Source organism: uncultured Chitinophaga sp. (assembly GCF_937898475.1).
Taxonomy (GTDB): domain Bacteria; phylum Bacteroidota; class Bacteroidia; order Chitinophagales; family Chitinophagaceae; genus Chitinophaga.
Genome location: NZ_CALEJS010000025.1, coordinates 207393 through 221057, shown reverse-complemented (window position 1 = coordinate 221057; position 13665 = coordinate 207393). Strand labels below are relative to the sequence as shown.

Below are 13665 nucleotides of genomic sequence, written 5' to 3'. Positions count from 1 at the left end.
GAAAAAATGGATAGTCAACTCAACATAAAAGTATGCGGTATTACCCAGGCACAAGACCTCAGGGCGCTTGTAGAATATGGGGTGAACTATGCAGGCTTTATCTTTTACGAAAGATCTCCCCGCTTTGCGGGCAATAAGCTGGATGCCCGCACGGTAAGAGAAACTACCGGCATCCTGAAAGTAGGGGTGTTTGTAGATGCCGACCTGCAGCTGGTAAAACGTACCGTGGCAGATTACAGCCTCGATATGGTGCAGCTGCATGGCAATGAATCACCGGAGTATTGCGCTGAGATACGCCAGCTGGTGCCCGTGATCAAAGCTTTTCGTATAGGCAATGAGATAGACTGGCAGGAAATGACCCCGTATGTGCCCGTTACCACCTATTTCATGTTTGATACGGCGAGTGCACATGCTTACGGTGGTACCGGTTTACAATTTAACTGGCAGCTGCTGCAAAGCTATCCCTTTCAGCAGCCCTTTTTCCTGAGCGGTGGTATTGGTCCGGAGCATGCTCCCGAACTAAGCAGCCTGCAATTGCCGCTGTTGTATGCGGTAGATGTGAACAGCCGTTTTGAAAAGTCGCCGGGCATTAAAGTGCTGCCTGTTGTGCAGCAGTTTGTAAAAGCAATTCAATCAAGCGATATAAAACAACAAAGGATGGAGATTGCGGTAAACACTAAAGGCTCCAGGTATCATGTAGATGAAAATGGCTACTACGGTAAATTTGGAGGAGCGTATATACCTGAAATGCTGTATCCTAACGTGGAAGAGCTGCGCCGGAACTACATGCAGATCATGGCAGACAGCACCTTTCAGCAGCAGTTCACGCAGTTGCTGAAAGATTATGTGGGACGGCCTTCCCCGCTTTACCTGGCCCGCCGCCTGTCTGAAAAGTACCAGGCCAATATCTACCTAAAACGTGAAGACCTGAACCATACGGGTGCGCACAAGGTGAATAACACCATTGGCCAGATACTGCTGGCTCAGCGCCTGGGTAAGAAACGCATCATTGCAGAAACAGGAGCCGGGCAGCACGGCGTGGCTACTGCTACCGTATGTGCTTTGATGGGTATGGAATGCGTAGTATACATGGGCAGCGTAGATATTGAAAGGCAGGCGCCCAACGTAGCCCGCATGAAAATGCTGGGGGCTACCGTAGTACCTGCTACCAGCGGCAGCCGCACCCTGAAGGATGCTACCAATGAAGCCATCCGCGATTGGATCAACAACCCGGTGGATACGCACTATATTATCGGCTCTGTAGTGGGCCCGCATCCCTACCCGGATATGGTAGCGCGTTTCCAGTCGGTGATCAGTGAAGAGATCAAACAGCAGCTGTTGGAAAAAACGGGAAGCGCCTTCCCGGATTATGTGATGGCTTGCGTAGGCGGAGGCAGTAATGCTGCCGGCGCTTTCTTTCATTTCCTGGACAATGAAAAGGTGCAGCTGATACCTGTGGAAGCCGCGGGAAAAGGTGTGAACAGCGGCTACTCTGCCGCTACTTCCCAGCTGGGTAAACCAGGCGTGATACACGCCAGCAAAACCTTGCTGATGCAAACGGAAGACGGACAGATCGTGGAGCCGCATTCAATTTCAGCAGGGCTGGACTACCCAGGCGTTGGCCCGCTGCATGCCCACCTTTTTGAAACAGGCCGCGCCCGCTTCATGCACGCTACTGATGATGAAGCACTGGCCGCAGCTTTTGAGCTGACCCGCCTGGAAGGGATCATCCCCGCGTTGGAATCATCTCACGCGCTCGCCCGCCTGAAAGACCTGGTACTGAAACCGGAAAATGTGGTGGTGGTATGCCTCTCCGGCCGCGGCGATAAAGACATGGCAACTTATATGAATCACTTAAAATGAGCTGCCGGCGGCTGGCCACCAGTTGCTAACAGCCAACAGCTAAAAGCTATTTATGAACCGCATAGATCAACTTTTTGCCAATAAACAGCACGGAATCTTAAACATCTACTGCACGGCCGGTTTTCCCGGTCCGGAAGATACTTTGCGGGTGATGACCTCCCTGCAAACCGCCGGCGCCGATATGATTGAGCTGGGTATGCCCTTTTCTGATCCGCTGGCAGATGGCCCCGTGATCCAGGAAAGCAGCACACGTGCTTTACAGAACGGCATGAGCCTTAAAAAACTGTTCACCCAGCTGAAAGATTTCCGCAAAACCATCCACCTGCCGGTGATCCTGATGGGCTACCTGAACCCGGTGTTGCAATTTGGTGTGGAAGCATTCCTGCAGCAATGCGCTGAAACAGGGGTAGACGGGTTGATATTACCCGACCTTCCAATGGCGGAATATGACAAAGAGTATAAACCACTGTTTGAAAAGTACGGCCTGCACCTTATCTTCCTGGTAACACCCGAAACCAGCGATGCACGTCTTCGCGAAATAGACGCGCACAGCAAGGGTTTTGTATACGCCGTATCTTCTTCTTCCACCACCGGTAAGGATAAAGATATGAAAACACAGCTGGCCTACTTTGAAAGGCTGAAGGCCATGCAGCTGAAGAACCCGGTGCTCATTGGTTTTGGTATTAAGGACAAAGCTACCTTTGATACCGCCTGCACTTACAGCAATGGCGCCATCATTGGCACCGCTTTTATAAAGGCCATTGAAAACAATAAAGATATTGAAGGAACAGTGCAACAGTTTGTTCAATCTGTAAAAGGAGCATAAATAAATTATGAAAACAGCTATCATAAAATATAATGCCGGTAACATCCGCTCAGTGCAGTTTGCGCTGGAGCGGATAGGCGTTAACGGTATTGTGACCGACGATCCTGAAGAGATCCGCTCTGCAGATAAAGTGATCTTTCCCGGCGTGGGAGAGGCCAGTACGGCCATGCAGTATCTGCAGCAGAGAGGGCTGGATAAAGTGATCCTGAGCCTGAAACAGCCGGTGCTCGGTATTTGCCTGGGTATGCAGCTGTTGTGCAAACATTCGGAAGAAAATGATACCAACTGCCTGGGCGTCTTTGATGTAGAGGTAAAGCGCTTTCAGTCGCCTGTAGCCAACCTGTTAAAAATACCACAGATAGGCTGGAACAATATCGCCAACCTGCACAGCACAATATTTGAACACGTGCCGGAGAACAGCTACATGTATTTTGTGCACAGCTACTATGCGGCGCTGTCGCCGGATACCGTGGCTATTGCCAACTATGTGATCAACTACAGTGCTGCACTGCAGAAAGGCAATTTCTACGCGGTACAGTTCCACCCGGAGAAATCGGCAGACCTGGGACAGAACATTTTGGACAGTTTCCTGAAATTATAAGACAATGGCACCTTCGATATCTCTAATAAGACACATCACTACTGAAGAGGCGCTGCCGCTGAGAAGGGATGCCCTGTATCCCGGTCAGTCGCTGGATTCCGTGCGGTTACCCGATGATGACCGCGCACTGCATTTTGGCATATTCGGACCGGATGGCCTGGTATCGGTAGGCTCCCTTTTCGTTGACGGACAGCAGGCCCAGTTAAGAAAGATGGCCACCGCTCCTGCATCGCAGGGAGAGGGATATGGCTCCTTCCTGATAGGTGAGGTAAAAGAATACTGCTGGGATGCGGGCATATCGCTGCTATGGTGCCACGCGCGGCAGACAGCAGAGGACTTCTATGCACGCAATGGGTTTTACCGCGAAGGCGAATACTTTGAAAAGAATAGTATCATCTATTGCAGAATGGAACTGAGGCTGAATAAAGAAGAGGGTTTTACACTCATACCCGCCATCGATATTATCGGCGGTAAATGCGTGCGCCTTACGCAGGGCGATTATGCGCAGCAAAAAGTATATAACGAGCATCCGCTGGAAGTGGCCAAATCGTTTGAGGGCATTGGCGTAAAACGACTGCACCTGGTAGACCTTGACGGCGCTAAAAAAGGCGCGGTGGTAAACTGGAAAGTGCTGGAAGCCATTGCCACCAAAACCTCCCTGGTAATAGATTTTGGCGGTGGCATCAAAACCGCGGAAGACCTGCATATTGTATTTGAAAGCGGCGCAGCAATGGCTACCATCGGCAGCATTGCCGTAAAAGACCCGGAACTGTTCTACGGATGGGTAAAGCAATATGGCGCAGACAAGATCTTCCTGGGCGCCGATGTAAAGGAAGAGAATATCGCCGTTGGCGGATGGCTGGAAACCACCTCGCTCTCTGTGTTTGACTTCCTGGAACAGAACATTCAGAAAGGCGTGCATCACATCTTCTGTACAGACATCGCCAAAGACGGACTGCTGCAAGGTCCCTCCGTTGACCTGTACCGTAAGATCCTGGAGCGCTTTCCAAACATCGACTTTGTAGCCAGCGGCGGCGTTAGCAACAGAAAAGACATTGAAACATTGCAGGAAATAGGCTGCAGCGGCGTCATCATCGGTAAAGCCATCTATGAAGGCAATATCCCGATGGCGGAGCTGCATCAACTACTAAACAAGTATCACTAAAACGGCGTAACACATGTTAACTAAGCGTATCATCCCCTGCCTGGACATCAAAGACGGGCGTACCGTAAAAGGGGTGAACTTTGAGAATATACGCGATGCAGGGGATCCTATAGAGCTGGGGGCGCTTTATGCGCAGCAGGGAGCTGATGAGCTGGTGTTCCTTGACATTACCGCTACTAATGAGCGGCGCAAAACCTTGTCAGAACTGGTGTCGCGTATTGCACGCCATATTAATATACCCTTTACGGTGGGTGGCGGCATTGCCGCGGTGGAAGATGTAAATGTGCTGTTGCAATCCGGGGCGGACAAAATATCTGTAAACACCTCTGCTTTCAAAAGACCGGAGCTGGTGGATGAGCTGTCACGCGAGTTCGGCAGCCAGTGCATAGTGCTCGCTATAGATACCCGCTTTGAAGATGGCGACTGGTACGTATATCTCAACGGAGGCCGTGTAAAAACCACCACCAAAGCTTTTGACTGGGCAAAGGAAGCGGTAGACCGCGGCGCAGGTGAGATTCTCCTTACCTCCATGAACAATGACGGCACCAAGCAGGGCTTCGCGCTGGACATTACCGCGCAGCTATCACAAAATCTCAACGTACCCGTCATCGCCTCCGGCGGAGCCGGTACCATGGAACACTTTACAGAAGTGTTTGAGAATGCCCAGGCAGACGCTGCCCTGGCCGCCAGTATCTTTCACTACAAAGAGATTGAGATACCAGCCCTTAAAACATACCTTTACAATAAAGGGATCAACATAAGATTTTAAAGCGCTAAAAGCTTCTTTACATGGATATCGATTTTAAGAAATCACCCGATGGCCTCGTGCCTGCCGTCATACAGGATGCAGCCACCCTGCGGGTACTGATGCTGGGATATATGAACCAGGAAGCGCTGGACAAAACCCTGCAGGAGAAAAAGGTGACCTTCTACAGCCGCTCCAAACAACGTTTATGGACCAAAGGCGAGGAAAGCGGCAATTTTTTGCTGCTGCAGGACGTTAAACCAGATTGCGATAACGATACCCTGCTCATTAAAGCCAACCCGGTAGGCCCGGTGTGCCACACCGGCGCAGATACCTGCTGGGATGAACAGAATGTAAGCAATGATTTCCTGGCCAAGCTGGAAAGCGTGATCACCGACCGGAAGAATAATCCTTCTGAAAAGTCTTATACCGCCAGCCTCTTTGCCAAAGGCATCAACAAAATAGCCCAGAAAGTAGGAGAGGAGGCAGTGGAAGTAGTGATAGAGGCAAAGGATGACAACGAAACGTTGTTCCTGAACGAAGCGGCCGATCTGCTGTTCCACTACCTGGTGCTGCTCAATGCCAAAGGCTACCGTTTATCTAATGTGCTGAACGTGCTGAAAGAGCGACACAAGTAGATTATTTTTTATATATTTATACAATGAAGCAGTTATTTTTAGCGGTCTGCGCTGTTGCCTGTGCCACGGTTGCCAACGCTCAATATACCATATCCGGAACGCTTAGTGGTGCTGATGGGAAAAAACTCTACCTGTTTGACGATGCCGATAATGCACCAAACGACTCCGTTGTGCTGAAGAACGGGCAGTTCAGTTTCAAAGTAAAGGAAACCAAGGAGCCCTCAGTGCATGCGCTCATCCTGGAAGGAATGGACTACCCAATGTTATTTGTGCCAGGGCCAACACCCCAGGAGCTGAGCACCAGCCTGGACAAATACCCGATTGCAAGTACTTTAAAGGGGAATGACAATACCAAAGCCCTGCAGGAATATCAAAAGCTTTTCCAGCCCCTGATTGCCCGGGCGCAGGCGCTGAATGCAGAAGCTTCCGGTATTGCAGGGGATGATGAGACCGCCAAGGAGGCCTTCCGTAAAAAGGCCGCCGGTTTCAGTGAAGATGTGGTAAGCATGGGAAGAACCTTTATACAGCAACACCCTAAAGCGCTGGCCAGTCTCTGGATGCTCATTAACGAGCTCAGACCCCGCCTGCAGCCCGACGAGTTTGAACGCCTGTTCACCGGCCTCGATAAATCCCTGCAAACCAGCAAGTATGGGGAAAGCGTAAGCCAGTATATCAGGAGCCTGAAACTGAGCGGTATTGGTGTGATGGCAGAAGATTTTGCCCAGAATGATGTAGATGGCAAACCGGTTAAATTGTCCTCTTTCCGCGGTAAATATGTGCTGGTAGACTTCTGGGCCAGCTGGTGTGGTCCCTGCCGCCAGGAAAACCCGAACGTAGTAAAGGTGTTCAATAAATACAAGGATAAGAACTTCACCATCCTCGGCGTATCCCTTGACCAGGATAAGAGCCGCTGGACCCGCGCCATCAGCCAGGATGGCCTGTCATGGACCCACGTATCTGATCTCCAGGGCTGGAACAACGGCGTAGCTGTACAGTACGGCATCCGTTCCATTCCCTCCAATTTCCTGGTAGATCCGCAGGGCCGCATTGTTGCCCGTAATCTTCGCGGCGGGGCCCTGGAAGCTAAGCTGAATGAAATATTGAAATAAGTCGTTAGTTGTTAGTCCTTAGTCATTAGTCCTTAGGGTGCAGGCAGGCCTTGCTGCACGCCCTGATCACTAATAACTAAGGGCTAACCACTTTTTACAACCCGCTCCGCTTATCACAATCAGTTTGACTTTGCCCTGCTGTTTCCCCAAATTTGTCATTCGAAAGCAAAATGGAGTAATACTATTATGAAGAGAGCTATACTGACTGCTGTGCTATTGGCGCCGGTAGTCTTGTTTGCACAGGGTGAGAAACCGTTTACTATTGAAGGAACAGTGGCGCAGCTTAAAAAGCCTGCTAAAGTATACCTGAAGATACGTAGAGGCGACGACGCCTCACTGGACAGCGCTACCGTAAAGGATGGCCGCTTCACGTTCAGGGGCTCCATTAAGGAGCCGGCGATGGCCAGCCTCATGATGGAGGTGGAGCAGCCTGCCGATATGCCCCGTACAATGAAACGCGACGTACTGACGCTTTTTATGGATAAGGGCGTGATCACCATCAATACACAGGATTCTATCAGCAAGGCCGTTGTAAAGGGCTCTGCAGCCAATGACGCTTATGAAGAGCTGAATGATATGCTGCAGGATGTTACCACCCGGATCAAATCCCTGCAGGCAGAATACCGCCAGCTGTACATGTCTAAGGATGAAGAAGGCATGAAGAAGCTGGAGCCCCGTTTCGATGAGCTGGAGGCAAAGGAGAAATCCATTACCCGGCAGTATCTCGACAAAAACCCCGCTTCTCCCATCGCCATGTACGCGCTGAATGAATATGCTGGCTATGAGATCAATCCCGCCGATGTAGAACCGGTATTCAATAAATTGTCCAGAAAAGTGAAGCGTTCACAGGCCGGGCAGGCATTTGTAAAACGCCTGAACGCTGCCAAGAGAACAGCTATCGGGCAGCCCGCTATCGACTTCTCACAGGCCGGTGCCGATGGCAAACCGGTAAGCCTGACTTCCCTCCGGGGTAAATATGTACTGGTAGATTTCTGGGCCAGCTGGTGTGGCCCCTGCCGTGCAGAAAACCCGAATGTGGTAAGGGCCTACAGTAAGTTCAAGGAAAAAGGCTTTGAAATACTGGGTGTATCCCTCGATGATAAAAAAGACAAGTGGCTGGCCGCTATCCAGATGGATAATCTTTCCTGGATCCATGTATCCGACCTGAAAGGCTGGAAGAACGCCGCCGCAGAATTATACAGCATACGTGCCATCCCCCAGAACCTGCTCATAGACCCCCAGGGTGTTATCATCGCCAAGAACCTTCGCGGTGAAGCCCTCGAATCCAAATTGGGGGAAGTCATAAAGTAACTAATACAGTTTAAAAAGTTTGAGCGTTTGAATGTTTGAAGGCGTCCTGCATTGGTAGGGCATTATCAAACGTTCAAACGCTCAAATTTTAAAACCTTTCCTGTCCGTTTCGGAGAAATAATGTCCGCAAACGGACAGGATAAGATATTGGAAGCACTGCGTTAGTGTTGACTGTTAATGTATTAGCAACTTTCTCCTGATTGGCATCCTGTTAGAGATCAACTGATTATTACTTAACGCTAAAACAGCGCATTATGAAAAAGTTGATCCTGGCAGCATTGATCCTAGCATCATCTGCCGCAATGGCCCAAACCGGTGGCAACAGGAAAGTAAATGCAGGTTTCCATACTGCCTTCCCCGAAGCTTCCAATGTATCGTGGAACGAGAAAAAAGCTTTTGTTGTTATCAGTTTCACGGAGTGCAGTCAGCCCGTACAAGCCTATTTTGACTATGACGGTAACAGGATTGCCGTAACCCGTAACGTTCGCTTCAACGGCCTCACCCTGCCCGCATTGAGCGCGATACAGAAAAAGTATACAGGCTATAAGTACGTTGGCGGCGTGGAGATGAACCATGCTATTGACGGCCACAGTTACTATGTTTCCCTTCAGAAAGACAGCCGCCGCGTAATACTGAGAGTATCGCTGGATGGCGATCTGAAAATATTCAAGACCCTCAGGGTAACAGATATCCAGGTTCCCGCCTTTGCACTGTCTGAAGACATGCAGCAGTAAAACACGCCCGTTAAATACTGTATAGTTATCCTGAAAAATGATTGAAAACGTTCTGCTCGTAAACATGTTTGCAGGTCAAAACCGGCCAGCCATATTTTTATTTGTTTAATTACGAAATATTCGTAGATTTACGAAAAGGTCGTAAATTAGTATCCTAAACAGCAATATATGGAAAAGCTGACGCAGCAGGAAGAGGCCGCCATGTTGGCGGTATGGCAAACCGGCAAAGGGATCGTAAAAGATTTCCTGGAGGCCCATATGGCCCCGGCGCCCCCCTATACCACGCTTGCCTCCACTATCAAGAACCTGGAAAAGAAAGGCTTTCTGCAAAGCCGTAAAACAGGTAACGTATATGAGTATACGCCCCTGATAGCCGAGGAGGAGTATAAAAAGAAATTCATGAACGGTTTTGTAAAAAGCTATTTCGAAAACTCTTACAAGGCCCTGGTCACTTTCTTTGCCAAAGAAAAGAAGATCAGTCCAGAGGAGCTGAAAGAGATCATCAAGATGATTGAAAAGAACGGATAAAAACCTGTTAACATGCCTGCATTATTGATATACCTGTTAAAAGCCAATATAGCCCTTACGCTGTTCTTCCTTGCTTACCGCTGGGGGCTTAGAAGGCTCACGTTCTATGTGCTGAACCGTTTCTTCCTGCTGGCGGGCATCGTGTGCTCTTCCATATTCCCGTTGGTAGATGTGAATAACCTGCTGGAAAGCCATCAGAAGATAGAAGAGGTAGTAGCCTATGTGCCAGACCTGGGCGCCCTGCAGGCGCAACCGGCAGCCGGTTTTACCTGGTGGCATCTGTTGGTGTATATTTTCTGGACAGGCGTGGTGGTAATGGCTATCCGTTTTATGGTGCAGTTGTCCGCCTTGTGGCGCATCCATCGTACATCGCAGCGAGGCCTGCTGCAACAGCATCCGGTAAAGCTGCTGCACAGCCGCATCAATCCTTTCTCTTTCTTCCGCCATATCTACATCAATCCTTCCCTGCATCAGCCGGCTGAGCTGGATGCCATCCTGCGGCACGAGCTGGTGCATGTAAAGGAATGGCATACCGTAGACGTGCTCACGGCAGAGCTGAATAATATTTTCTATTGGTTCAATCCCGGCGCCTGGCTGATGAAAGCCGCCATACGGGAGAACCTGGAATTTATTACAGACCGCCGCATGCTGCAGCAGGGAGCAGATCCCAAAGCATATCAATACAACCTGATAAAAGTTAGTGGAATTCCATACGCGACGGCCATCGCAAACAATTTCAATTTCTCACATCTGAAAAACAGAATTAAAATGATGAACCAGAAACGTTCCGCAAAGTATAACCTGCTGCGCTACCTTGTATTGGGTGGCGTGGTGGCGACGGCCTTGTTGTCGCTGAATTTCAGCCGGGCTGCCTTCCACGGTAAGCAGCTTACTGTTGTTGCCGATACGGTGCCCGCTCCGCCGGCGCCTGTTACGGCCCCGGCACCTGTTGCACCCACAAATCCTGACCAGGTAGTACCGGCAACGCCCCCGGTGCCCGCTGGTCCCGGTAATGTGCCTGCTCCACCTCCGCCTCCTCCGCGCGTTCCCGCTCCATCTGGTAAGCACGCAACGCCTCCGCCACCACCGCCTTCTCCGCAAAAGGTAGTGACATTGGATGTGCCATCTTCAGACCCGGCAACAGCTCCGCTGTATGTGCTGGATGGTGTAAAACAGGGGCGCACTATGCCAATGCAGGTAGATAAAAATGATATTGACGCGATCAACGTCCTGAAGTATGACCACGCATTAAATCGTTACGGCGAAGAAGGCAGAAATGGGGTGATCGAAATATATACAAAAGGCTACAAAGGCGCAAAACCGGATGCGGGAGTATCCAGGACTTATCCCGGGAAAGAGGTGCAGCTCAGGGCGGATACTGCCATACAGGCTGCCTTCACCCTGAGAGGGGTAGACAGCTCACATCAGCCCTTGTTCCTCATAGATGGTGTTGCCGCATCGCCCACTGCTGTAAATACCCTGCAAAAGGATAAGATTACGTCTATCGAGGTGCTGAAATCAAGCGATGCCATCTCAATATATGGCAGCAAAGGTGCAAATGGCGTTATAAATGTAAAGACCATCGAAGGCACTAAGTAATAAGCCTACTTTATATCTTTCACACAACGGAATCCAAGGTTAGCCAGCCCGGATGTAGGAGTGGTCTTCATCCTTGCTGTTACCCTGTAACCACTGCAATACTCATCGCTGCACATAAAGGAACCACCCCTGATCACCCGTTTGGGCGCAGAAGGGTCTGCGGGATCGAATCCTTTTGCCGGTCCCTCAGGGTTCTGTGCAGCGTTGGGTACTTGCTGGTAGTAATTGGCATCGTACCAGTCTGCACACCATTCCCATACATTACCCGCCATATCGTACAGCCCGTAACCGTTAGCGGTATAGGTTTTTACAGGCGCTGTATTGTAAAATCCATCGGTCTTTGTATTCTCATAGGGAAAATGCCCGTTCCAGGTATTGGCCTTTGGCTGGCCGGCTGTGATGGCTTCTCCGCCCCAGGTAAAGGGTTGCTCTGCAAGGCCGCCACGGGCAGCATACTCCCATTCTGCTTCTGTGGGCAGCCGCTTTCCCGCCCAGCGGGCATAGGCGTTGGCATCGTCCCAGGAGATATGTACCACCGGGTGTTGTTCCCTGCCAGTGATGCTGCTGCCAGGGCCTTCGGGATGCCGCCAGCTGGCGCCCGGTACAAAGGCCCACCATTGCGATACATCATCCAGCGGTACTGCATGATCTGGCGGTGAGAATATCAGCGAACCGGCCTGCAACAGGCTGCTGTCGGGTTCCGGCGATCCGGGGGGTAACTCCCGCATTATTTCTTCCTTGCTGATCGGTTTTTCTGCCGTTGTTACATAATGTGTGGCAGCCACAAAGGCGGCAAATTCAGCATTGGTGACTTCGTGCTCATCCATCAGGAACGAATCAACGTGCACGGTATGCACCGGTTGTTCATCTGCCAGTGCCATATCATCGGCTGCACCCATCACAAAACTGCCGCCCGGGATCAGCACCATGTGCTGCAGGCTGTCTGTAGTGGTTGTCGTATTCGTACTGTCTGCTGCTGCAGGGGTATTGGCGCCGTTCCCGCAGGAGGCCAGCACGCCGGCACATAGCATCAGGAAGAGAAAGTTTGGTTGGTACATAGTATAAAAATAAAAGCCTTAACAATAAAATAATGATTTTTTTAATTAAAGAATTGTAAACTGCATTGTTTTGACCATATGCAACAGTTTACCGCACCTTTCAGCCGTCATGATTTCGGGGATGATTTTCAATGGGGCGTTACAATTTCTGCTTTTCAGAATGAAGGCGCACATGATAAAGACGGCCGCGGTAAATCCATCTGGGATACTTTTGCACAGCGTAAGGGCAGGATCAGGGACAAGAGCCATGCCCGTATTGCCACAGATTTTTATCATCGTTACCCACAGGACCTGCTGCTGGCCAGGCAGCTGGGCTTCTCCGTTTTCCGCTTCTCCATTTCCTGGACACGTATACTGCCCAACGGCACGGGCGCCATCAATCCCGCCGGCATCGCCTTTTATCACCGGCTGATAGACGCCTGCCTGGAGCTGGGCCTGCAGCCTTATGTAACCCTCTATCACTGGGATCTGCCGCAGGCGCTGGAATCCAGGGGGGGATGGTGCCACCGCGGCGTTGTCTTTGCCTTCGAAGAATATGTGCGTATTGTGGTCAGGGAGTACGGCGATAAGGTAAAGCATTGGATCGTGCTGAACGAGCCATTTGGTTTCACCTCGCTGGGATATATGCTGGGCGTACATGCGCCTGGTAAATTCGGCCTGTCTTATTTCCTGCCTGCCGTGCATCACGTGGTACTGGCGCAGGCCGCCGGTGCAAGGGTGATAAGGGATGAAGTGAAGCAGGCAGTTATCGGCACTACCTATTCCTGTTCGCATATCGTTCCCTATACACAGAGTGAACAAGACCTGCAGGCGGCACGCAAGGCAGACGCGCTCTTTAACCGCATGTTCCTGGAACCTGCGCTGGGTATGGGTTACCCGGTACAAGATATGCCGCTGCTGCAACGGATAGAACGGCGTTATGCGCTCTGGCGCGATTGGGATAAGATGGCCTTTGATTTTGATTTCATAGGCGTACAAACCTACTTCCCGCTGGTGGTGCGCTATAATGCATTCATGCCCCTTATAGGTATTTCTGAGGTAAAGCCCCGGTACCGTAAAGTACCGGTAACAGCCCTGGGCTGGGAGATCAGCGCCTCCGGCATGTATGCGGTGCTGAAACAGTTTGCCGCTTACCCGGGTGTGCGCCGTATTATGGTAACAGAAGGCGGGGCGGCTTTCCATGATCAGCCCAACGGGGCAGCTGTGAGGGATACCGCGCGTATCAGTTATTTCCAGGATTATCTTGGCGCCGTACTACAGGCCAGGAAAGAAGGCGTACCGGTGGATGGCTATTTTGCATGGACGCTTACTGACAACTGGGAGTGGGCCGAAGGTTACCGCGCACGCTTTGGCCTGGTATACGTTGATTTTAATTCACAGCAACGGATCATAAAAGATTCGGGGTATTGGTTTAAACAATTACTGACGGGTTAAAACATCCCTCTTTGAATCGGTCTCCTGTCGCGTCATTGCGAGGCCCATCGGGCC

13 protein-coding genes and 1 pseudogene are annotated in these 13665 nt (G+C 50.7%); 13 read left to right on the top strand and 1 reads right to left on the bottom strand.

Annotated elements, in window-relative coordinates; all coding sequences use genetic code 11:
• Positions 1 to 6: 6 nt before the first annotated feature.
• The 12 genes and pseudogenes from Q0577_RS17075 to Q0577_RS17020 form a co-directional block, all read left to right on the top strand.
• Positions 7 to 612 (top strand): annotated as a pseudogene (locus Q0577_RS17075) (phosphoribosylanthranilate isomerase); the annotation flags it as partial.
• Between the two features lie 45 nt (positions 613 to 657).
• Complete coding sequence (gene trpB, locus Q0577_RS17070; RefSeq protein ID WP_298738372.1) at positions 658 to 1863, top strand: tryptophan synthase subunit beta; 1206 nt, start codon at positions 658 to 660, stop codon at positions 1861 to 1863.
• A gap of 52 nt (positions 1864 to 1915) precedes the next feature.
• Positions 1916 to 2689, top strand: coding sequence for a tryptophan synthase subunit alpha (gene trpA, locus Q0577_RS17065; RefSeq protein ID WP_298738322.1), 774 nt, complete (start codon positions 1916 to 1918; stop codon positions 2687 to 2689).
• A gap of 7 nt (positions 2690 to 2696) precedes the next feature.
• Positions 2697 to 3290 carry an imidazole glycerol phosphate synthase subunit HisH gene (gene hisH / locus Q0577_RS17060; protein ID WP_298738321.1) on the top strand — a complete coding sequence of 198 codons (594 nt, stop codon included), beginning with the start codon at positions 2697 to 2699 and terminating at the stop codon, positions 3288 to 3290.
• A gap of 4 nt (positions 3291 to 3294) precedes the next feature.
• Complete coding sequence (hisA, locus tag Q0577_RS17055; RefSeq protein WP_298738320.1) at positions 3295 to 4455, top strand: 1-(5-phosphoribosyl)-5-[(5-phosphoribosylamino)methylideneamino]imidazole-4-carboxamide isomerase; 1161 nt, start codon at positions 3295 to 3297, stop codon at positions 4453 to 4455.
• A gap of 13 nt (positions 4456 to 4468) precedes the next feature.
• Complete coding sequence (gene hisF, locus Q0577_RS17050) at positions 4469 to 5224, top strand: imidazole glycerol phosphate synthase subunit HisF (RefSeq protein ID WP_298738319.1); 756 nt, start codon at positions 4469 to 4471, stop codon at positions 5222 to 5224.
• Between the two features lie 20 nt (positions 5225 to 5244).
• On the top strand, positions 5245 to 5838 hold the full coding sequence (gene hisIE, locus Q0577_RS17045; RefSeq protein WP_298738318.1) for a bifunctional phosphoribosyl-AMP cyclohydrolase/phosphoribosyl-ATP diphosphatase HisIE: 594 nt from the start codon (positions 5245 to 5247) through the stop codon (positions 5836 to 5838).
• Positions 5839 to 5861: 23 nt separating this feature from the next.
• The gene (locus Q0577_RS17040) at positions 5862 to 6947 is read left to right on the top strand and encodes a TlpA disulfide reductase family protein (protein ID WP_298738316.1); all 1086 of its coding nucleotides are present in this window, start codon (positions 5862 to 5864) and stop codon (positions 6945 to 6947) included.
• Positions 6948 to 7133: 186 nt separating this feature from the next.
• Positions 7134 to 8258 carry a TlpA disulfide reductase family protein gene (locus Q0577_RS17035; RefSeq protein WP_298738315.1) on the top strand — a complete coding sequence of 375 codons (1125 nt, stop codon included), beginning with the start codon at positions 7134 to 7136 and terminating at the stop codon, positions 8256 to 8258.
• A gap of 254 nt (positions 8259 to 8512) precedes the next feature.
• A complete protein-coding gene (locus Q0577_RS17030; protein ID WP_298738313.1) occupies positions 8513 to 8992 on the top strand; it encodes a hypothetical protein in 480 nt (159 codons plus the stop codon).
• Between the two features lie 168 nt (positions 8993 to 9160).
• Positions 9161 to 9520, top strand: a complete 360-nt coding sequence (locus Q0577_RS17025; RefSeq protein WP_298738311.1) for a BlaI/MecI/CopY family transcriptional regulator — start codon at positions 9161 to 9163, stop codon at positions 9518 to 9520.
• Between the two features lie 12 nt (positions 9521 to 9532).
• Positions 9533 to 11119 (top strand): M56 family metallopeptidase, encoded by a 1587-nt coding sequence (locus Q0577_RS17020; RefSeq protein ID WP_298738309.1) that lies wholly within the window; start codon positions 9533 to 9535, stop codon positions 11117 to 11119.
• Between the two features lie 5 nt (positions 11120 to 11124).
• Here the strand turns inward: Q0577_RS17020 and Q0577_RS17015 are convergent, their stop codons facing one another.
• On the bottom strand, positions 11125 to 12177 hold the full coding sequence (locus tag Q0577_RS17015; protein WP_298738307.1) for a formylglycine-generating enzyme family protein: 1053 nt from the start codon (positions 12175 to 12177) through the stop codon (positions 11125 to 11127).
• 78 nt (positions 12178 to 12255) lie between these two features.
• Here Q0577_RS17015 and Q0577_RS17010 point away from each other — a divergent pair, with 78 nt between their 5' ends.
• Positions 12256 to 13611 (top strand): GH1 family beta-glucosidase, encoded by a 1356-nt coding sequence (locus Q0577_RS17010; protein ID WP_298738305.1) that lies wholly within the window; start codon positions 12256 to 12258, stop codon positions 13609 to 13611.
• The last annotated feature ends 54 nt before the right edge of the window (positions 13612 to 13665 follow it).